The organism is Novosphingobium sp., assembly GCF_027489515.1.
In the GTDB taxonomy this organism is placed as follows: Bacteria; Pseudomonadota; Alphaproteobacteria; order Sphingomonadales; family Sphingomonadaceae; genus Novosphingobium.
On sequence record NZ_JAIXZS010000031.1, the window covers coordinates 1 to 19283 of the forward strand.

19 protein-coding genes are annotated in these 19283 nt (G+C 63.2%); 4 read left to right on the forward strand and 15 right to left on the reverse strand.

The genetic code is table 11. The features are described 5' to 3' along the window. Positions 1-1303, reverse strand: a 1303-nt coding sequence (locus Q0082_RS05460; protein ID WP_298190686.1) for an NAD(P)/FAD-dependent oxidoreductase, incomplete at its 3' end; no start/stop codon positions are given. Between the two features lie 81 nt (positions 1304-1384). Between Q0082_RS05460 and Q0082_RS05465 the strand changes: the two genes are divergently transcribed. Then, a complete protein-coding gene (locus Q0082_RS05465) occupies positions 1385-2464 on the forward strand; it encodes an aldo/keto reductase (protein WP_298190688.1) in 1080 nt (359 codons plus the stop codon). Between the two features lie 12 nt (positions 2465-2476). On the opposite strand, the gene Q0082_RS05470 is transcribed toward Q0082_RS05465, so the two are convergent. From Q0082_RS05470 to Q0082_RS05485, 4 genes are read right to left on the reverse strand one after another with little or no spacing between them, the layout of a single operon-like run. After that, positions 2477-2980: a hypothetical protein gene (locus Q0082_RS05470; protein WP_298190690.1), complete on the reverse strand. Its 504-nt coding sequence runs from the start codon at positions 2978-2980 to the stop codon at positions 2477-2479. Then, positions 2977-4233 carry a phosphotransferase family protein gene (locus tag Q0082_RS05475; protein WP_298190692.1) on the reverse strand — a complete coding sequence of 419 codons (1257 nt, stop codon included), beginning with the start codon at positions 4231-4233 and terminating at the stop codon, positions 2977-2979. Before Q0082_RS05475 ends, Q0082_RS05470 begins: the two co-directional genes overlap by 4 nt. Continuing rightward, positions 4223-5194: a hypothetical protein gene (locus Q0082_RS05480; protein ID WP_298190693.1), complete on the reverse strand. Its 972-nt coding sequence runs from the start codon at positions 5192-5194 to the stop codon at positions 4223-4225. The genes Q0082_RS05475 and Q0082_RS05480 overlap by 11 nt, the downstream gene beginning before the upstream one ends. A 25-nt stretch (positions 5195-5219) precedes the next feature. Further along, positions 5220-5966: a glucose 1-dehydrogenase gene (locus tag Q0082_RS05485; protein ID WP_298190695.1), complete on the reverse strand. Its 747-nt coding sequence runs from the start codon at positions 5964-5966 to the stop codon at positions 5220-5222. Between the two features lie 619 nt (positions 5967-6585). Here Q0082_RS05485 and Q0082_RS05490 point away from each other — a divergent pair. The 3 genes from Q0082_RS05490 (at position 6586) to Q0082_RS05500 (ending at position 10641) form a co-directional block, all read left to right on the forward strand. Further along, on the forward strand, positions 6586-8988 hold the full coding sequence (locus Q0082_RS05490) for a TonB-dependent receptor (protein WP_298190697.1): 2403 nt from the start codon (positions 6586-6588) through the stop codon (positions 8986-8988). Positions 8989-9081: 93 nt separating this feature from the next. Beyond that, positions 9082-10275 (forward strand): LLM class flavin-dependent oxidoreductase, encoded by a 1194-nt coding sequence (locus Q0082_RS05495; protein ID WP_298190699.1) that lies wholly within the window; start codon positions 9082-9084, stop codon positions 10273-10275. Positions 10276-10344: 69 nt separating this feature from the next. Continuing rightward, positions 10345-10641, forward strand: coding sequence for an antibiotic biosynthesis monooxygenase family protein (locus Q0082_RS05500; protein ID WP_298190701.1), 297 nt, complete (start codon positions 10345-10347; stop codon positions 10639-10641). 13 nt (positions 10642-10654) lie between these two features. Here Q0082_RS05500 and Q0082_RS05505 read toward each other — a convergent pair whose 3' ends face one another. The 10 genes from Q0082_RS05505 to Q0082_RS05550 form a co-directional block, all read right to left on the reverse strand. Beyond that, complete coding sequence (locus Q0082_RS05505; protein ID WP_298190703.1) at positions 10655-11836, reverse strand: enoyl-CoA hydratase-related protein; 1182 nt, start codon at positions 11834-11836, stop codon at positions 10655-10657. Beyond that, positions 11833-13254 (reverse strand): AMP-binding protein, encoded by a 1422-nt coding sequence (locus Q0082_RS05510; RefSeq protein WP_298190704.1) that lies wholly within the window; start codon positions 13252-13254, stop codon positions 11833-11835. Before Q0082_RS05510 ends, Q0082_RS05505 begins: the two co-directional genes overlap by 4 nt. Further along, positions 13238-14167, reverse strand: a complete 930-nt coding sequence (locus tag Q0082_RS05515; RefSeq protein ID WP_298190706.1) for a 3-keto-5-aminohexanoate cleavage protein — start codon at positions 14165-14167, stop codon at positions 13238-13240. The genes Q0082_RS05510 and Q0082_RS05515 overlap by 17 nt, the downstream gene beginning before the upstream one ends. Before the next feature lie 2 nt (positions 14168-14169). Further along, positions 14170-15411, reverse strand: coding sequence for an acetyl-CoA hydrolase/transferase C-terminal domain-containing protein (locus Q0082_RS05520; protein WP_298190708.1), 1242 nt, complete (start codon positions 15409-15411; stop codon positions 14170-14172). Between the two features lie 20 nt (positions 15412-15431). Next, positions 15432-16223, reverse strand: coding sequence for an enoyl-CoA hydratase-related protein (locus Q0082_RS05525; RefSeq protein WP_298190709.1), 792 nt, complete (start codon positions 16221-16223; stop codon positions 15432-15434). Further along, on the reverse strand, positions 16220-16648 hold the full coding sequence (locus Q0082_RS05530; protein WP_298190711.1) for a PaaI family thioesterase: 429 nt from the start codon (positions 16646-16648) through the stop codon (positions 16220-16222). The genes Q0082_RS05525 and Q0082_RS05530 overlap by 4 nt, the downstream gene beginning before the upstream one ends. Before the next feature lie 10 nt (positions 16649-16658). Further along, positions 16659-17420: an SDR family oxidoreductase gene (locus Q0082_RS05535; RefSeq protein ID WP_298190713.1), complete on the reverse strand. Its 762-nt coding sequence runs from the start codon at positions 17418-17420 to the stop codon at positions 16659-16661. Positions 17421-17445: 25 nt separating this feature from the next. Beyond that, positions 17446-17925 carry a MarR family transcriptional regulator gene (locus Q0082_RS05540; protein ID WP_298190716.1) on the reverse strand — a complete coding sequence of 160 codons (480 nt, stop codon included), beginning with the start codon at positions 17923-17925 and terminating at the stop codon, positions 17446-17448. Positions 17926-17999: 74 nt separating this feature from the next. Beyond that, a complete protein-coding gene (locus Q0082_RS05545) occupies positions 18000-19163 on the reverse strand; it encodes an acyl-CoA dehydrogenase family protein (protein WP_298190718.1) in 1164 nt (387 codons plus the stop codon). Further along, positions 19160-19282: a hypothetical protein gene (locus Q0082_RS05550; protein WP_298190720.1), complete on the reverse strand. Its 123-nt coding sequence runs from the start codon at positions 19280-19282 to the stop codon at positions 19160-19162. The genes Q0082_RS05545 and Q0082_RS05550 overlap by 4 nt, the downstream gene beginning before the upstream one ends. Between the last annotated feature and the right edge of the window lies 1 nt (position 19283).

Sequence of the window (19283 nt, forward strand, 5' to 3'; positions counted from 1 at the left end):
CGCCGAGTTCCGAGGTGATATAGGACTCAAGCCCCTTGCGGTGCGCATCGTTGATCGGATTGATCGAGCGGCCATGGCCTTCCCAGGCCGGGTCCTGCTGCAGCGCCTCGTAGAGCTTGTCGTTGAACGCCCAGCTCAGGCGGATGCGGTACCAGCGGCGGTAGAGCGGAACCGCATCGAGCAGGCGCCGCACCGGTTCGGGAATGCTCTTGCCGAACTTGGGGAAGGGTGCGGCCCACTGCGGGGTGCGCTGTACGATCGTCAGCGAGGCGACCGTGTCCGCAATCGCGGGCGCGACCTGCATTGCGCTCGCCCCGTTGCCGATCAGAACCACATCGCGCCCTTCGAGAGGCACGCCTTCATCGGGATAGGTGGCAGTGTGGAAGCTGGGGCCCTTGAAGGTGTCCAGCCCCGGTATGTTGGGGAGGCGCGGCTTGTTGAACGCGCCGACACCGCTGATCAGGATCGACGCCCGCAAGGTTTCGGCATTGCCCGCCTCGTTGGTGACGAGGGCGGTCCATTCGCCTGCAGTCTCGTCGAAGCGCGCTTCGGTGACTTCCACGCCGAAGCGGATGTGCCGAGTGATGTCGTGATCGCCTGCGACTTTCTCGAGATAGGCGTGGATCTCCCGGCTGCCGGCGAAGTAGCGCGACCAGTCGTAAGGCGCGAACGAGAACGAATAGAGGTGGCTTGGCACGTCACAGGCCGCCCCCGGATAACGGTTTTCCAGCCAGACGCCGCCGGGTCGGTCGTGGCGCTCGACAATGGTATACGGGATGCCCGCCTCTGCGAGCTGGATAGCGGCGCAAAGGCCGGAAATGCCTGCGCCGATAATCAGCGCGCGAAAGCCTTCCGGAACGGGAGGATTGGTTGGCCTGCTGCCATCCGCTGCGGGCAGATCGAGGTCAGTGCGGATCATGGCAGCATAGGATGCCGGAATCGTCTCGCCGAGTGAGACGCCCATCATCTCGACCAGCAGTGCATCGGAGGGGTTGGCCAGTCGGGCCGGTTCACCAGCGAAATGCTGGGTCAGAGCCATGTGGGCGGCATCGCGGATTTCGCGCTGCACATCATCGGGCAGGCCGCCGCTGTCGTTGTCGTCCATCCCGCGCGTGCGAGTGGGGATGAACTTTCCTTCGATCCAGCGGTGTTCACCCGTCAGCTGCACGAGCAAGCAAGCAAGGGTGGGCACATTCGCGGTCGCCAGCGCCTCAGTCAGCCAATCGGGATGTTCGGTGGTTTGCACAGCTACCTGCCACTGCTTGTGATTGTCGGCGCGCACCAATAGCGGGACGCTCTCCATCTCTCTGTCCGCAACCGGGCGACAAAAGTCAACATGTATGTTGATTAAGCCGAATGAGCGTCTCCCCACATACGGCGCTGCATGGGCGTGCTTTCGGTGTCGATCTTGCGTGTTGAGGCTAAGTTCATAACACGAAGGTCTAATATTTTGCAGATGAACGGACATCGCAGCGCACTTCTGCATCTGGGTCAGGGATTTTTTGATGCGGTTGGCAGTGCCTTCTACCAATTCAACGAATACGTTGATTCGCGGATGGCGAGTCGATATTGGCACGCGAGCCGTGTACGCAACAGAGGCGGATTGATGATGAGCCCGGACGTGATCCTCAACGATGGCCATAGCATGCCACAGCTGGGGCTTGGCCTCATGCGGTTCGGCTCTGAAACCGAAACGGCCGCCGTGCTCGCCAGCGCAGCAGATGCTGGATACCGCCTGTTCGACAGCGCCGCCGTCTACGGCAACGAGCAGCAAGTGGGCGATGGGCTGCGCCAGTCCGGGCTGGCGAGGAGCGATGTGTTCGTCACCACCAAACTCTGGAACACCGAGCATGGCCTGGGCAAACCGCGCGCCGCGCTGGAGGGCAGCCTGCAGCGGCTGGGGCTCGATCAGATCGACCTTTACCTGATCCACTGGCCGCTGCCGATGGACGACCTTTTCGTCGAGACCTGGCGCGCGTTGATTGCGCTGCGGGAAGAGGGGCTGGTCCGCTCGATTGGCGTTTCGAACTTTACGGCAGAACATCTCGCCCGGCTGATCGCTGAAACCGAGGTCGTGCCGGGGGTGAACCAGATCGAGATGCATCCGCGCTTTCAGCAGCGCGCGCTGCATGCGTTTCACCGCGAGCATGGCATCATTTCGCAGGCTTGGTCGCCGTTCGGCGGTGGCGGCACCGGGGGAGTCCCTTTGCTGGGTGAGCCGGTGCTTGCGGAAATCGCAGCCAAGCATGCGCGCACGCCCTCGCAAGTGGTGCTGCGCTGGCTCACGCAATCCGGCGCATCCGCCATTCCGAAGGCGACGAGCGTGCAGCACCTTACGCAGAACATGGCTTCACTGTCGTTTGATCTCGACGAAACCGATCTCGCCGCGATTGCGACACTCGACAGCGCGGAGGGCCGCACCGGGCCCGATCCGCTTACGTTCGCTGTAAAGCACTTCGCGTGAGGCCGAAGCCGCTCAGGGCTGCCAGTCAGGCTTGGGCAGATCCTCGGGGCGCAGCTCAAAGCCGAGCGGGATGCACCATGAGCGGTCTTCGCTGAGGATCGCCTCGCAGTGCTCCATGACCAGCGCATCGAGCGCGCTTTCATGCGGCGTATCCTTCGCGGCTTCGACAAGCGCAGCAACGCCGGCTCGCAACGTGGCGGTCGCGGCGCGCAGATCGGCGTCCGAGGCGGCCGGATCATCCAGCACCGCTTTGCTTTGCTTCGACTGGTCTGCGAGGCTCTCCGCGTCAGCGTCAAGCAGCGCCGCGACCGCGCCTGCCATAGCCAGATATCGCTCAAGCGTGCCGCGATAGTACCGGCGCGCGAGCGGCACGCGCTGCTGCATGAAGCCGATCGCGGCAAGCGAGAGGTGGAGCTGTTCGATCACATGCTTGTCAGCGTTCCCAAGAGCGGGAAGCACCACCTCGCCTAGCGCGCGCTGGACCACTTGCAGCTGCGTTTCGAGATCCTGGTTCATGCCGTCGCACTCCGGAAAAAGCCGAGCAGATCGGAAAGGGCGAGGTAGCCCATTCCGGCAACATGGTTGAGCAGCACGTCCTGATGGGTTGACGCGCCGCGTGCCGCCCGGGTCGAGGCTGCCAGCAGCAGCACCGAGACGAGATAGCGGTTGAACACGCCGAAATAGCGGATGCGGGCCGGATCGACCGGCAGGCCCGAGGCCTTTTCATAGGCGGCATAGAGCTCGGCCTCGGGCATCATCCCCGAGACCAGGATCGTTTCGCCATCTTCGGCATAGTGCTGGAAGATCGGCAGTGCCGCGTATGTCAGGTCCTGATGCCGGTCGCCCAGCACCGCACCTTCCCAATCGAGCCATGCGGTGATCTCGCCCTTTGCCTCATCGAACAGAAAATTGCCGCTGCGATAATCGGCATGGACAATCGAGATATGGTCGATCGGCGGGGCATTGCGGATGAGCCACTTGTAAACCACCGCCATGACCGGCTCTTCCTCGATCCGGTCTTCCTCCCAGATGCGCCGCGCGGCATTGACCTGCCGGATCACTGAGGCGTTCGATCCCACTTCCGGCCGGTCAAAGCTGGCGAGCACAGGCGGCGCGACGATCGGCAAATTGTGAATGCGCGCGAGGTAGTCGATGAACTGCGGCGCCAGCTTGGCGCGCAGCTCCGGCCCAAAGTTCTGGCCCAGCCCCGTGACCTTGCCGGCATCGTGCGAGGGCTTGGCCGTGCCGGTGGCAAAGCCATAGACCATCGCCGGATAAGGCAGGAACTGCGCGTCCGGGTCCATCCAGTAGGCATGCGGGACTGGCACGGTGCCCTCAACCGCGCGGATCACTTCGAACTCGCGCCGACGGCTCGACTCGGTAACCGAGGCTGCCGGTTCCATGCGCAGCACCATCGGTGTGACGACTTGCGCCTGGCCATCGGCGTTCTCGCCGCGCCATTGGAGGTTGAACAGCATCTGCAGCTTGGATGCGCCGCCGGAAAGCCAGCGCGCATCAGCGATGCGGACCGGATAGCCGACCTGATTGGTGATCAGCCGCTCGGTGCCATCGACCAGCGTATTCAGCGCAACCGCCTGAAACGAAGGACCATTGCGGCGGCGCATCTTGCGGGTGAGCACGGTGTCGACTTCGTGCTCGGTGGGAAACCGCGCGCGGACCGCTTCGATGAAGGCATCGCTGGGATGCTGCCGGATGCTGTCGTCGATCATGGTCTGGTCCGTCGTCCCGCTTTTAGGGTCAGGTGTCATGTTTGTCGGCCATCCCGCGTGAAAGGTGCGCGAGGCCGGCGAAATCGGCGATGTGGCTGTGGCCGACGCGGGTGCCGCTTTCCCAGCGCATCAAGGTCTGGAAAGCCGCGCTCGACGGATTGAAGTTATACCACGGTGCGGCAGCAACAGTCGTGCCGACCGCGTTCCAGCAGTTGCCGCGATCATCTTCGAACTCGACCACGGCGCGGGTAACCAGCATATCGAACCGCTGCGCGCGCATGGTGGCCCGAACGAGGGGGCGGCGCTCGCCGTCGATGACCACGTAGCCGAACTTGAAGGGGCCATAGACGACCTCCTTGTTTTCGAACTCGAGTCCCAGGACGAGGAATGCGCCGAGATCGGGGCCGAGGTTGACATGAACCCACGTGCCGCCCTTGCTGCCCCAGTCCTTGCGCGGGCCCCAGCTCTTGTTCATGCCCTCGGTGCAATCGACCTTGTACTCGCGGCCGTGAAGCGAGAGCGTGCCGGTGACGCGGCCCTTGCTTTCCATGTGGCCAGTGTTCCAGCCATCATAGCCGGCGAGCTTGGACGAGGCGATCAGCGGGTTTTCCGCCGGATCGTGAGGATCGAAGGGATCGCATACCGCGCTGTAGGTGATGTCGAGCGCGCAATTGCCATCGAGAGACTGGTACTGGAACGCGCAATCGCGGGCGCTGTGCGCCTGAAACGACAGGCCATTGGTTAGCGTGAAATCGTCGAAGCGCTCGGGGCAGGGCAAATGCATCTGCGCGTCGTTGTGCTCGATCTGCCAGGGATGCAGGCTGAGCCCCTTGTGGATCTCGATCGAGCTGTGACAGACGCCGAGATTGGGTCGCGCCAGATTGTAGAGATTGCCGCTGATGCCCGCTTCGGGCACCGAGAAGATCAGGAACAGCGTTTCGGTCCACTGTATATCCGCCGGGTCACTGGGGTGGAACGCGAAATCCTGAGCAGTGATCATCTTAGGGTCTCCAGCACCAGCCGCCTCAGCAAACGATCATGCCGCCATCGATGACATGCTCGGTGCCGGTGATGAACGAGGATTCGTCCGAAGCGAGGAAAACCACTAGCGGCGAGATCTCTGAAGCCTCCGCAAAACGGCGGAGCGGAATACCTGCCGCTGCACCGCCGCCATCCTCATCGGTTGCGGCAACCATCATCGGGGTCTTAACGTAGCCCGGATGGACCGAATTGGCACGGATGTTCTGGTCGCCGTATTCGACGGCAACCTGCTTGGTCATGCCGCGCACCGCGAACTTGCTGCCAGCATAGGCGAGATTGGGTGTGCCGACATTGGCGATCATGCCCGAGGTCGAGGAGATGTTCACGATCGAGCCGCCGCCGCTGGCGACCATCGAGGGCAGGACCGCGCGCATGCCCAGAAACACGCCAGTCTGGTTGACCGCGCAGACATGGGCAAAATCGGCCGCTGAAAGGTCGGCCGTCTTGGCGATCGTGCCGATGATGCCGGCATTGTTGACCAGCACGGTGACCCGACCAAAGCGGGCTTCGCCGGCAGCAACGACTTCCGCCCAGTCGGCTTCGCTGGAGACATCGTGCTTCACAAACATGGCTTGGCTGCCCAGCGCCTCGGCCAGCGCTTCGCCAGCTACGGCGTTTACGTCGGTGAGGATCACGCTGGCGCCTTCGGCAACAAAGGCCTTTGCGTGGGCTTCACCCATGCCTTGCGACGCACCCGTGATGATGGCGACCTTGCCTGACAATCTACCCATGACATCTCTCCACTTTGCCGGGCGCTTGCTCGCCTGATTGGCCAACGGGTTTATCCCGCATTGGTTTGATGGAGCGGCTCGGTCAGAAGCGGTGGTTCCTACGTGGCTTCGACGCCCACTTTTCGGATGCCTACGCTGTTGCCCGATCAATATGTGCGCTTACCATCTACTGCCACGATGAATATCGTTCACTGGTGTAATGTCAATGCCGTCGACATTGGGTGAGGGTGCATTTGTTCTGCAGCAGCAGGCCGAAGCAGGTCCGGTATTGCATTTATGGAACGGTGGCCTTGCCCTGGCGCAGTCCGCTCTGACTTACCAGAGATCTCACTTAGTAATTGATTAAATACAATAAAATTTATGACTTTTGCCGACTTTGGGCACCCTCCTCGTTGCGGACTTCACGCTGGAATGCTGGGCTAGAGCAACAGTGGCGAGCCGGAGATCGCCGATTTTCAACTACAGTGTTGACAGACCCAAGGTCCGAATCTATCAAGTGAACTGGCTAACTAAATCCGTTCGGGCGGGAATGATCCCCGACGCCGTTGCCAAGCCCGACATACCGGGCGGGCAAGGCGGCAAAGGCAGAATCCGAAGCATTCAAGGGAAGGGGATTTTCATGACCAAGCATAAGATTGGCATTGCATCCGCGTTGACGGCACTGGCTCTCGCAAATGCGACCGCCGCTCACGCTCAGGCCGCTCAGGCCGCTCAGGACGGGGCTGCTGCCAGCGATCCGTCGGGCGAGATCATTGTGACCGCGCAGCGCCGCGCCGAAGCGCTGGAGCGCACGCCTGTGGCCATCTCGGTGGTTAGCGGTGAAGCCCTTGCCAAGCGGGCCATCGTGACCGAGTCCGATCTGCAAGCGGCCAGCCCGGGCCTGATCATCCGCGCGGGTTACAACTCCAACCAGCTCAACTACGCGCTGCGCGGCCAGTCGCTCGATGCCTTCAGTGATACGCGCCCGGGTGTTCTGCCCTATTTCAACGAAATCCAGCTCGACGGCGTCGGTGGTGGTTCCTCGGCGTTTTACGACCTGCAGTCGGTGCAGGTGCTCAAGGGCCCGCAAGGCACGCTGTTCGGTCGCAACTCCACGGGCGGCGCAGTGCTGTTCACGTCGGTCAAGCCGGACGAGAACTTTGGCGGATACTTCAGCGGGCGGGTGGGCAACTACAAGTCCTACCAGCTGGAAGGCGCGCTCAACGTGCCGCTGGCCGGTGACAGAGTGCTCGCTCGTGTGGCCGGGTTCTATGAAAAGCGCGATGGCTATCAGCGCAACCTGTTCAACAACACGCGCGCCGGCAATGTCGATCGCTATGGCCTGCGCGGCAGCCTCACCTTCAAGCTTTCCGATACCATCAAGAACGAGCTGGTGGTCGATTACCTGCATTCGGGCGGCAACAGCCTGAGCGGGTTGATCGACAGCCTCGAGCCGACCGGGCTTGTTCCGCTGCTCGCGCTGACCAATTTCGGCAACCAGGCGCAGTACAATTTCCTGATCAATGCATTCACTGGCGGTGCCGCCGGTTGCAATGACACCACCAACAACTGCGCTGCCGCCTACGCTGCCGCCAACCCCAAGCTCGATCCGGGTGGTCTGGTCTCGTATCTCAAGACGCAGAAGGCTCGCGGTCCTTATCAGATCGAATCGGATGGCCCTGCAGAGTATCGCGGCCGTAACATCATCATCTCGAACATCACTTCGTTCGAGGTCGCGCCCGATACCAAGATCCGCAACATCTTCGGCTACACCTACCTTCAGAACGGTATCAGGGGCGATATCGACGGCACTCCCTTCGGCATCGATGACAACGGCACGGGCGGCAAGAACGACAATACCCGCCAGTATTCGGAAGAACTGCAGCTGGTGGGCAAGGCGTTCGGCGGCAACCTCGATTATGTGGTCGGCGGCTTCCTCAGCCACGAAACCAACGAGAACGTCACGACCAGCCTGCTGCTCCAGTTTCCGCCGCTCACGTCGCAAACCAACTACAACAAGTTGACCACGCGCGACATGATCGCGGGCTATGCTCAAGGTACCTATGACCTCAGCGAAGCGACCGGCCTCGAGGGCCTCGGCATCACGATCGGCGCGCGCTACACGCACGAGAAGATCAAGTTCGATACGCTTCCGGCGGACACGGCATTCAAGGAACCGCCCGCGGTCCAGGCAACGTTCAATTTCAATCAGCGCAAGTCCTATGGAAATCTCAGCTGGACGCTGGGGCTCCAGTACCAGGTCAATCCCAACTTCCTGATCTATCTGGCCTCGCGCCGCAGCTACAAGAACGGTGGCTACAACGGCATCCAGAACCCCAAGCCGGGCCAAGGCTCTGCAGGTGGCAACGAGTACGAGCTGGAAACCCTGACCGACGCCGAAATCGGCATCAAGTATCGCGGCCAGATGGGTGGCATTCCGGTCCAGTTCAACCTTGCTGGCTATCAGAACTGGATCAAGAACGGGCAGCGTGTGGCTTATACGCTTCTCGGTTCGACCCCGGCAGCCGTCACGGTCAACGTGCCATTCTCAAAAGTCTCCGGGTTTGAATTCGATGGCTCGATCCGTCCTGCATCCTGGCTGAATATCGGCGGATCGCTGAACTATACCAATGCCCGTTTCACCGACAACCTCGTCTCGATCGGTGGCGGCGCTCCGGTTCCGTTCGGGACATACCCCGATACACCAGAATGGTCGGGTTCGGCGTTTGGCGAAATCACGGTGCCGGTACGCGATTCGATCGATGTCAGCCTGCGTTCGGACCTCTACTCGCAGTCGCTGTTCTGGTTCGCTTCGACCGGCAACCGCAGCCCTGGCGCCAATGTAAAGGGCTATACGCTGGTGAACTTCCGCCTTGGCCTCGCAGACACCAAGGCGGGCTGGTCGCTGTCGGCCAACCTCAAGAACGCCTTCAACCGGGTCTACTATGTGGGCGGTATTGCCACCGGCGAACTGTTCCAGTTCAACACGGTGGTCCCGGGTGCGCCGCGCACGTTCATGGCTGAACTGCGCTACAAGTTCTAAGGTCAGCGCCGGGCGGGTTCCCTCACCCGCCCGGCTTACAAAACCCCGAACGTAACGGGGCGCAGTCGAACGATATCAAAGTGGAGAACAAGGATGTCTGGCAAGCTTCGATTTGGTGCCTTCTGCGGCCCCCACCATCCGCTGAACGAGAACCCGACGCTCACATTGCAGCGCGATCTCGAGCTGGCGGAGCACCTCGAATATCTTGGCTTTGACGAGCTGTGGTATGGCGAGCACCATTCAGCCGGCTGGGAACTGATCGCAAGCCCCGAAGTGATGATCGCGGCTGCTGCTGAGCGGACCAAGCGCATCAAGCTGGGCTCGGCGGTGACCTCGGTGCCCTATCACCATCCGCTGATGATTGCCGAGCGCTACAGCCAGCTCGATCACATGACTCGTGGCCGCGTCATGCTCGGCATGGGGCCTGGCTCGCTGGCCTCCGATGCCAAGATGATGGGCATTCCCGTCGCCAAGCAGCGCGACATGATGGACGAAGGCATCGACGTGCTTGTTCGCCTGCTGCGCGGTGAAACGGTAACGGCCAAGACTGACTGGTTCACGCTCGACAACGCGCGCATCCATATGACCCCCTATTCCCGGCCCGGGATCGAAATGATCGCGGCCAGCACCGTCTCCCCCACCGGCTCGCGCGCGTCGGGGCGTAATGGGATCGGCATGCTCTCGTTCGGTGCCACATCCGGCGGAGCGTTCGATGCTCTATCGGCCAACTGGAACATCGCCGAGGACGTGGCCAAGGCCAGCGGCCAAACGATCGACCGCAAGAACTGGCGTCTCGTCGCACCGATGCATATCGCACCAACGCGTGAACAGGCCCGCAAAGAAGTCGAGTTCGGCGTCGAAGGCTGGGCCGACTACCTGCGCAACGTGGCAGCCTTGCCGATCGTTCCAGGCGGCGGCGATGTCATCGATGCGCTCATGAGCTCGCACATGGCGGTGATCGGCACGCCCGACGACGCCGTGGCGCAGATCAAGCGGCTGCAGGCACAGTCGGGCGGCTTCGGCACGCTGGTGCTGTTTGCCCACAACTGGGCAGATTGGGCCGAGACCAAGCGGTCCTACGAGATGTTTGCCCGTTTCGTCATGCCCAAGGTGGACGACATGATCGACAACCGCGCCGTGTCGGAAGCCGAATGCCGCGCCAACCGGCCCGAACTGGCCGGGCAGATCGGTGCCGCGATCCAGGACCGCATCCAGCGCCATATCGACGAGCATGGCCAGAAGGATATCGCGCCCGAACTGATCGCTGCGTTGCCCCCAAAAGCCTGATCCGGGGAGGGTTGCGGGCAGAGCGGTTGGCTCTGCCCAGCGCCTTGGCCGCAAGAGAGAGACGCGCCCATGGATCTGTTCATCAAGCATTATGTGCTGCGGGCAGCGGAGGGTGCCGTTTCGGCCTTGCGCGCGGAGCTTGGCCAACTCTCACAGCGGATTGCCGAGATTGATGGCGTTGTCGGGGTTGATCTCCTGCAAGACGAGGCGGATGCCAATCGCTTCATTTTCATCGAGCGCTGGCAATCGGCGGCAGCTTATACCGCCGGCAGCCAGCTGATCGACAAGGCGGCGTTCAAGGCCGTGTTTGCTCATCTGGGCGCGCCGCCCGAAGTTGCAACGCTGAAAGCGCTTGGCGCAGGCTGATGCAGTTAAGCGCCTATGCCGCAACCCGTTCAAGTGCGCCGCTTGCACCGCCCGCATAAGCCGGGATTGCACCGCTCAGCGTTACCGCATGGTCCAGTTGAAGCATCTCGGCCGGGGAGAGTTTCGCCGCGATCTGGCCGATTTCAGGCGCCAATGATCCGAGGGCCGTGGTCAGATCCGGATGCTCGGGCATGGCAGAGACGACAAGCCGCGTGATCGCTTCGCTGGCAACGATCACTGCCGGCGAAAGCGTGCCTTCCCGGCTGGCCTTGTCATAGGCCCGCTTGCCCAGGAACATGGTTCGGATCATGTTTCGCGGCTCGGGACGCTGGATCAGGTGGGCAAACACCGACATTTCCGCGCGGATTGCGCCATCAATCGGCTGCATCAGTCCAAACTCGACGCAATCGAGGATCGCGAGCGGGGCTGGTTCATGGCCGAGCATTCGCGCCATTTCGCGCGTGCGATGCGCGGCGATGGCATCCGCGTAGGCGGCATGGGGGAGCGGCTGCGCGGCGTCGTCCCACGGCTGCACCGCATGCGCGCGGTCCGAGAGGAGCCACTCCTCCGCCGCAGCGATTTCCTCACCCTCGGCTACCACGGCATGGACAAGGCCGGCCTCACGCGCTTCCTCGCCGGAAAGCGTGCGGCCCAACAGCAGAACCTCGAGGCCGAGCGCGACGCCGACGAGCCGCGGCATACGTTGGGTTCCGCCCGCGCCCGGCAGCAGGCCGACCCCGCACTCGGGCAGACCGAGCATGGCCCGGCGATTGCTGGTGACGACGCGGTAGTGTGCGCCGAGCGCCAGTTCGCAGCCACCGCCCAGTGCTAAGCCCGCGATGGCAGCGGCGACGGGCTTGCCCGCTGTCTCCATCCTCCGGATGGCATGGCTGAGCGGAAAGAAGTGGCCGAACGCCATGTCGAACCGGTCAGCAGCGGGGGCAGCGACGATCATGTCGTAAGCCACGCCGAGTTCGGTAAGGTCAGCGCCCGCACAAAAGCCGGTGGCCTTGCCTGATCGCACGAGCACGCCTTTCACATCCGCGCGGTGCAACCATTCGGCAAATTCACCGAGCTCATGGATAGCCTGGTTCGAAAACACGTTCATCGATCTGCCGGGGCAATCGAACACGAGGTGCACGAGGCCATTGTCCTGCATCTCGGCACGGAACTGCGTGAGATTGGGCGGGGTCATGGTGTGGGCTCCGGGATCGGCGTGCGCGGTTTGCGGAACTTGCCTGCATCGTCGCGGACACGCTGGGTGGTAACGTCTATAGAGCGCGGGTGTTTGGCCTTGGCGAGGTGGTCGGCGAGGAAGGCCGAGAGGTCGCTCGCTGCCAGCGCCGAGTCAGTTTCGATGACGGCGTGGACACGCGCACCCAGATCGGGATCGGGCTTGCCGAAGACCGCGCAGCTGCGCACGTCCGGGTGACGCAGGACGGCTGCCTCGACCTCGGCGGGCCAGATGTTGATCCCGCCACTGATGATCAGATCATCCTTGCGGTCTGCCAGGAGAAGAAAGCCGTCTGCATCGAGCCAGCCGATATCGCCGACGGTTTCCCAGCCCTCGGCGGTCGCACGGCGCTCGGCCCCGATGTAGCGGTAAGTCGATCCGGGGCCGCCGGGCGGCATGGCATAGACCTCGCCTTGCTCGCCCGGTGCCGCGTCGCTGCCATCGGGGCGCAGGATGCGGATACGGGCACCGCCGATGGGGCGGCCGACCGAACCGGGACGTTCGAGCCATTCGCGCCCGCCGATCCAGCAGCGGACAAGGCCTTCGGTCGCGCCGTAGACTTCCCAGACATGATCCGGGCCGAGCCATTCGATCCACGCCGATTTGAGCCAGGGCGCCATGGGGGCTGCGGTGTGCACCACCTGTTTCCACGCCTCGAAACGGGTTGAGGGTCGGTCGGCTTCGGGCAGGGCCATGATCCGGTGCATCATGGTTGGCACCATCAGCGCCCAACCAATTCCCTCGCGCGCGATTGTATCGAGTGCCGCCGCCGCGTCGAACCTGTCCATGGTGTGGACGGTGGAGCCATTCCACAGTGCGAACACCGCCGCGCTGAACGGGGCATTGTGGTAAAGCGGCCCGGGCACGATCACCCTGTCGTCGGCGGGGATGCCGATGAAGGCGGTGCCAGTGGGAAAGCCGGCAGGGCGGCCATCGACGATGACCTTGGGCGTGCCGGTGCTGCCGCCGCTGGTGCAGGCCTTCCACGACGCCGCAACCGGGCACGGCTCCACCGGGGCATGGAGGGATGAGGGCGCGGGCAGCATCGCGGCATCGATGGCACAGCGCGGCTGCATTACGCCGATGATGGCATCACGCTCTGTGGGGGGAAGGCGATGCGAGAGCGGCGCAGGAGTCGCGCCGCAGCGGTAGATGGCAAAAGTGAGCGCGAGAAAGTCAGGCCCGTTCGGAAGCTGGAAGGCCACCAGATCGTGGGGCTCCACACCTTTACCGATGAGCCATGCCGCCAGCTGCGCACTGCGCGCATCGAGCTTGCCGAACGTCCAGCGCTCGGTCCCATGGACCAGCGCCTCGCGCTCGGGCGGAACCCGCGCAAACAAGTTGGCCAGCGGCAGGAAGGCCTCAGAAGCCGACGGCATCGGCACCCTTCAGCGAAAGGATCGCGCGTGCATCGTCCGGCGTGGCGACCTCAAGTCCGAGTCCCTCGATGATCTGGCGTACGCGGGTGACCTGTTCGGCATTGCTTTGTGCTAGCTGACCGCGCCCGATCCACAGGCTGTCCTCCAGCCCGACGCGCACATGGCCGCCCATGCTCGCGGCCATGGCGGCAACTTTCATCTGGTTCGCGCCGGCCGCCAGCACAGACCAGCGGTAGTTGTCGCCAAACAGCCGGTCTGCGGTCCGCTTCATGTGCATCACATCGTCGGGATGCGCGCCGATCCCCCCGAGCAGGCCGAAGCAGGTCTGGATGAACAGCGGGGCCTGCACCAACCCCTCGCTCCAGAAGTAGTGCAGGTTGTAGAGGTGGCTGGTGTCGTAGCACTCGAACTCATAACGCGTGCCGGTCGCGTTCAGCGTGTCGAGCGCATAGCGGATGTCCTTGAAGCTGTTGCGGAACACCAGATCGTGGCTTCCCTCCAGCATTTCCGGCTCCCACGCGTGCTGGAAGTCCTTGAAGCGCTTCAGCATCGGGAACAGGCCAAAATTCATCGAGCCCATGTTGAGGCTGGCGACTTCAGGCTTCCACACTTCGGCCGGCTTCACGCGGTATTCGACCGGCATATAGGGCGAGGCGCCGGTGGTGAGGTTCACCACCACATCGCTGCTCTGCTTGATCACGCGCAGGAAGGGCTCGAAGTCCTCGGGTGTGTGGACCGGATGACCATCCTGCGGATCGCGGGCGTGGAGGTGGACAATGGCGGCGCCGGCTTCGGCGGCACCCAGCGCCGCCTCGGCGATCTCCTGCGCGGTGACAGGCAGGTGCGGTGACATCGACGGGGTGTGGATCGAACCGGTGACCGCGCAACTGATGATGACTTTGTGCTGTGCCACGTTCAACTCTCCTGCAGGGCCTGCATGGTATTGCGCCAATGCCGGGCCAAAGTTTCGCGGGTTTGGGGCGCGGCGATGCCGATCAGCGCCTGCGCGCGCGCCTCGTGCCCCAGATTGCGTAGATCCGCCGCGCCATGTTCGGTTACGACCACATCGACATCGAAACGCGAGAGCGAGACCGGACCGTGCCCTCCGCCTGCCGGAACAATGCGGCTGGCAGTCCCTGCCTCCGACGGCAGCGCGATGATCCTCAGGCCGCCGGCGGCCCTTGCGCCGCGCGCATAGTCGCCCCCGCCGCCGGGTCCCGACAGGAACCCGCGCGCCGATGCTTCTGCATGGACCTGCCCGTAAAGATCGACTTCCATCGCCGAATTGATCGTGACGAACCGCTCGATTGCGCCGAGCGTTGCCGGATCGTGGGTGACACTGACCGGGCGGAACTGGAAATGGGGATCGCCGAGCCCGTCATAGAGCGTGGTACTGCCGATCGCGACCCCGACCAGTGCTGACGGGCCGTCTGCCATCGCGCCCGAGCGCACGAGTTCCAACGCACCATCGCCGATGAGGCCCGTGTGGAGCCGCAGGCCGCGATGGCCCGTGAGCGCGCGGAGCACGGCATCGGGGATCTTGCCGAGCCCGGTTTGAACCGTCGCCCCATCGGGAATGAGCGGCGCGACGTGGGCGGCGATAGCGAGGCTCGTCACGTCCTCGCCGCTGGCCATCGTGCGCAGCGGCTGCTCGCTCTCGTACCAGCCGGTCAGCTCTGCAAGTGGAATGCCGGGATCACCCGCCGTGCGGGGCATCAGCGGATTGAAGTGGGCAATGCGCACCGGAATCTCGCGCCACAGGGCTGCGATAAACCCGGTCTCCGCGCCGAAGCTGCAATTGCCCTCGGCATCGGGCGGGCTGCACATGAACAGCGCTGCGGCCGGCTTCTGCTGGCGATAGAGCGCCAAGATGTCTTGATAGCACAGCGGCAGGAACTGGCTTCGCGCGCCTTCGCGGCGCAGTTCCGGCGTCTGGAAAAATGTCAGGACGCGCGCGTCATGCCCTGCGCGCCAGACCGCCTTGTTGAGTCCGGGGACAAAGATGCCCGAGAACGTCATCGCGCCCAGTGCTCTACCGGCGGCGGCAACCTCGGCGATCAGCAGATCGGATTCCGCCGAGCAGGAGGAGACCAGCGTGAGCCCACCCGGCGGCACAACGCCGGGCAGGTCTCCAGGGCGCAGCAGGCGCTTCGTCATGTGCTGCGCCCCAAATCCGCTTACTTCACGTACTTGTGGAAGTCCGGCGTGCGCCGTTCCTGGAACGCGCGCATGCCTTCCTTCGATTCCTCAGTGTCGTAAAACAGCTTCACCGAATTGAGCGCCATCATCGAAATGCCGCGAATGTTGTCGCTGTCGGCATTGAAGCTGCGCTTGGCCAGCGCCAGCGCCGTAGGCGAACGCTGGCCGAGCATCTCGGTCCACTCATCGACCGCTGCGTCGAGCTCGGCAGCAGGGACCACCTTGTTGACGAGGCCCATCTCGAGCGCTTCCTGCGCCGAGTACTGCAGGTTCAGGAACCACATTTCGCGCGCCTTCTTGTCGCCAACGTGGCGGGCGAGAAATGCAGTGCCCCAGCCGGCATCGACCGAGCCGACCTTGGGGCCGACCTGGCCGAACTTGGCCGTGTCGGCCGCGATGGTGAGGTCGCAGAGCGTGGCAAACACATTGCCGCCGCCAATCGCGAAGCCGTTGACGCGCGCGATCACGGGCTTGGGAATGTCGCGAATGATCGACTGGAACTCGTCGATCGGCAGTCCGACAATGCCGCGCCCGTCATACTGGCCGTCCTTCGCGCTCTGGTCACCGCCGGTGCAGAATGCCTTTTCGCCCGCGCCGGTCAGCACAATCGACGACACACCGCGATCATCGGCGGCAAGCTTGAATGCTGCGATCAGTTCCTCGATCGTCTGCGCGCGGAAAGCGTTGTAAAGCTTGGGACGGTTGATCGTGACCCATGCGGCGCGGCCGCGCACTTCATAGAGAATGTCTTCGAATTCGGGGGTGCTCATGGCGCATCCTTCCTTTTGAAACTGCGATAAATTGCGTTCGACCGGCCAACCTTGGCGCCATCGACGGTCATGACCGCCTGCGTGAAAATCAGGCTGCCAGTCCCGCGCAGGAGCGTCACCTCCGCCAGCAGCCACCGATCCCGGGGGACCGGGGCGAGATAGTCGACCGACAGCGTGACAGTCGGCGTATGGTCTGCACCGTCATCGGAATAGTCACGCAAGGCCGCGCATTGGTAATCGGCAAAGGTAGCCAGTGCGCCGCCGTGCATCACGTCAAACGGGTTGCAGTGCGCTGTGGTGACGAACAGGGCCAGCCTTCCGCTCTGGCGATCAATCCACACATCGCCGATCGTCCAGGTCCCGTCGCCGGGGGGCGTGTGGCAGGCCCAGTTTCCGGCCAGAGGAGGCGGACCGATCGGCGGCATGGCGCCCGACTCAGACCATGTTCATGCCGCCGGAGACCGAAATGGCCTGGCCGGTGATGTAGGCGCCGTCGTCCGAAGCGAGCAACGCGACGATCCCGGCGTAGTCCTCAGGCTCGCCCATGCGGCCAAGCGGGATGCCGCGCTCGAGCGCGGCCTTCCATTTCTCGGCCTCGGGGCCGGTGCCGGCAACTTCGGCCATCATCGGGGTGTTGGTCGGCCCCGGGCACACGGCGTTGCACAGTACGTTCTTGCGCGCGAGTTCGCGGGCGATCGACTTGGTGAAGCTAATGAGGCCGCCCTTGCACGCCGAATAGACCGCTTCCATCGCGGTGCCGACCTTGGCGGCATCCGAGGCGATGTTGATGATGCGGCCGCCGCCATGCTCGACCATCTTGCCAGCCACGGCAAAATGGGTGTTGAGATTGCCGGTGAGGTTGATCGCGATGACTTTGTCCCAGAATTCGGGCGTGGTCTTGAGGAACGGGGCGGGGCGGTCCCAACCGGCGTTGTTGACCAGTGTCCAGATCGGGCCCAGTTCGGCTTCGACCGCCTCGACAGCCGCCTGAACGGCAGGCAGATCGCTGACATCAAGCTGCCAGGTGCGAACGATGGCACCATCACCCGCCAGCAGCGCGGTCTCTTCGCCCGCTGCCATGCTGAGGTCGAAGATCGCGACCTTGCAGCCTTCCGCCGCGAGCCGCAGTGTCAAGGCGCGGCCAATGCCTTGTCCGCCGCCGGTGACAATGGCGACCTTTCCGTCCAATCCTCTCACGTATTCCTCCATTCGGACTTGGCGGTCAGAGATCGAAGTCCTGTCCGCCCTCTGCTTCGCCGCCAGCCAGATCGAGCAGGCGGTTCTTGATTTTCACGAGCACAAGCGCCGCAGCGTCGAGTTCATCCTCGCTGACGGTCGCCAGAATGTCGGCCTCGACCGCGTCAACGCTTTCGCGGATGGTCGAGACCAGCTTCAGCCCGGCGCGGGTCAGGAAGACCCGGCGTGCGCGCGCATCGCGCTCGTCAGCGCGCCGTTCGACAAAACCGCCGGATTCCATCCGGTCGATCAGGCCGCCGATCGCTACCTTGGTCAGGTCAAGGTCGGCTGCGAGCGCGGTCTGGGTCATGCCGTCGCGGCGCGAGAGGAAAGCCAGAACCCACCACTGCGAGCGCGTTAGCCCGAGCGGCTTGAGCGCACGGTCAACCACGATTCGTCGCAGCCGCGAGACATCATGGATGAGGAAGCCGAAACGCAGACTGGAATCGAGATTTTTCTGGATCATCAAGGAACCTCCGGGAGAGACATTTCCTGGACTAGCCGTAGCCGCGCCTTGCGCAAGGGGGAGAGTAAGCCGGTTCACCTTTTGGCGCTCAGCTTGCCCTTGAACATGTCACGCGAGATAATGGTCTTCATCACCTCGATGGAGCCGCCGGCGATCTTGACGATCCGCGCATCGGCATAGGCGCGCGCGATCGGGTACTCCCACATGTAGCCCCAGCCGCCAAACAATTGCAGGCATTTGTCGACCGTCTCGCAGTGCAGCTCTGACGTGACCATCTTGGCCATGGCGGCATCGACGGGATTGAGCTCGCCTCGCATGAACAGCTCGATGCACTTGTCGGTAAACACGCGTGCCATCACGCTACGGGCCTTCAAGTCGGCGAGTACAAACTGGGTGTTCTGGAAGTCCGCGATGGTCTGGTCGAAGGCCCGGCGCTCGCTGGTGTACTCGACTGTGTAGTCAATCACCGTCTCGACCACGGTGGCCGAGCGGATCGCCTGCGCCAGCCGCTCCTGCGCCAGCTTGGTCATCATAAGCGAGAAGCCTTTGCCTTCCTCGCCCAGCATCGCATCTGCATCAACGCGCAGGTTGTCGAAGAACAGCTCGGACGTATCCTGCGCCTTCATCCCCAGTTTGTCGAGATTCTTGCCCCGATTGAAGCCGGGCAGCGAGGCGTCAACGAGGAACAGCGTCACGCCTTTGGCGCCGGCCGCGGTATCGGTCTTGGTGGCAAGCACCAGCACGTCGCACATCTGGCCATTCGAAATGAACACCTTCTGCCCATTGATGACGAAGTGGTTGCCATTGCGCTCCGCCTTGGTGCGGATCGCCTTGAGGTCGCTGCCAGCGTGCGGCTCGGTCATGCCGAGCGAGCCGATCGCCTCGCCGCGCACCATTTTCGGCAGCCAGTGGCGTTTCTGCTCGTCGCTGCCGAAGGTAAGGATATATGTCGCGACCAAATCAGTGTGTATTAGGAACCCAGGGCCGCTGGCGCCGACGCGCCAAAGTTCTTCAAAAACCACCACGTCGAACAGATAGTCGAGCCCGAGGCCGCCGTATTCCTCGGGCACGGTGCAGCAAAGCATGCCGGCCTCGCCCGCCTTGAGCCACAACTCACGCGGTACAATCCCGTTTTTCTCCCACTGATCGTGGAAGGGGACGATTTCCTTCTCGACGAAGTGGCGCACTGTTTGGCGCCACATTTCGTGCTCGGGCTGGAATATCGAACGTTCAATCATTGGGCAGCCTTCAATCGCGGGAGCTGGCGGTCGGCGGCAGGAGTGGGTCCGGCGAAGTGCTGACCTGCGGCGACTGCTGCGGACTGGCCAACTTGCGTGTCGTCGGTGAAAAAGGTCATC

What these genes read in the sequence shown, in the direction of transcription:
- Q0082_RS05465 (WP_298190688.1), top strand. Translation starts at nt 1,385, where the DNA reads ATGGGCGTGCTTTCGGTGTCGATCTTGCGTGTTGAGGCTAAGTTCATA.
- Q0082_RS05470 (WP_298190690.1), bottom strand. Translation starts at nt 2,980, where the DNA reads ATGAACCAGGATCTCGAAACGCAGCTGCAAGTGGTCCAGCGCGCGCTA.
- Q0082_RS05475 (WP_298190692.1), bottom strand. Translation starts at nt 4,233, where the DNA reads ATGACACCTGACCCTAAAAGCGGGACGACGGACCAGACCATGATCGAC.
- Q0082_RS05480 (WP_298190693.1), bottom strand. Translation starts at nt 5,194, where the DNA reads ATGATCACTGCTCAGGATTTCGCGTTCCACCCCAGTGACCCGGCGGAT.
- Q0082_RS05485 (WP_298190695.1), bottom strand. Translation starts at nt 5,966, where the DNA reads ATGGGTAGATTGTCAGGCAAGGTCGCCATCATCACGGGTGCGTCGCAA.
- Q0082_RS05490 (WP_298190697.1), top strand. Translation starts at nt 6,586, where the DNA reads ATGACCAAGCATAAGATTGGCATTGCATCCGCGTTGACGGCACTGGCT.
- Q0082_RS05495 (WP_298190699.1), top strand. Translation starts at nt 9,082, where the DNA reads ATGTCTGGCAAGCTTCGATTTGGTGCCTTCTGCGGCCCCCACCATCCG.
- Q0082_RS05500 (WP_298190701.1), top strand. Translation starts at nt 10,345, where the DNA reads ATGGATCTGTTCATCAAGCATTATGTGCTGCGGGCAGCGGAGGGTGCC.
- Q0082_RS05505 (WP_298190703.1), bottom strand. Translation starts at nt 11,836, where the DNA reads ATGACCCCGCCCAATCTCACGCAGTTCCGTGCCGAGATGCAGGACAAT.
- Q0082_RS05510 (WP_298190704.1), bottom strand. Translation starts at nt 13,254, where the DNA reads ATGCCGTCGGCTTCTGAGGCCTTCCTGCCGCTGGCCAACTTGTTTGCG.
- Q0082_RS05520 (WP_298190708.1), bottom strand. Translation starts at nt 15,411, where the DNA reads ATGACGAAGCGCCTGCTGCGCCCTGGAGACCTGCCCGGCGTTGTGCCG.
- Q0082_RS05525 (WP_298190709.1), bottom strand. Translation starts at nt 16,223, where the DNA reads ATGAGCACCCCCGAATTCGAAGACATTCTCTATGAAGTGCGCGGCCGC.
- Q0082_RS05530 (WP_298190711.1), bottom strand. Translation starts at nt 16,648, where the DNA reads ATGCCGCCGATCGGTCCGCCTCCTCTGGCCGGAAACTGGGCCTGCCAC.
- Q0082_RS05540 (WP_298190716.1), bottom strand. Translation starts at nt 17,925, where the DNA reads ATGATCCAGAAAAATCTCGATTCCAGTCTGCGTTTCGGCTTCCTCATC.
- Q0082_RS05545 (WP_298190718.1), bottom strand. Translation starts at nt 19,163, where the DNA reads ATGATTGAACGTTCGATATTCCAGCCCGAGCACGAAATGTGGCGCCAA.
- Q0082_RS05550 (WP_298190720.1), bottom strand. Translation starts at nt 19,282, where the DNA reads ATGACCTTTTTCACCGACGACACGCAAGTTGGCCAGTCCGCAGCAGTC.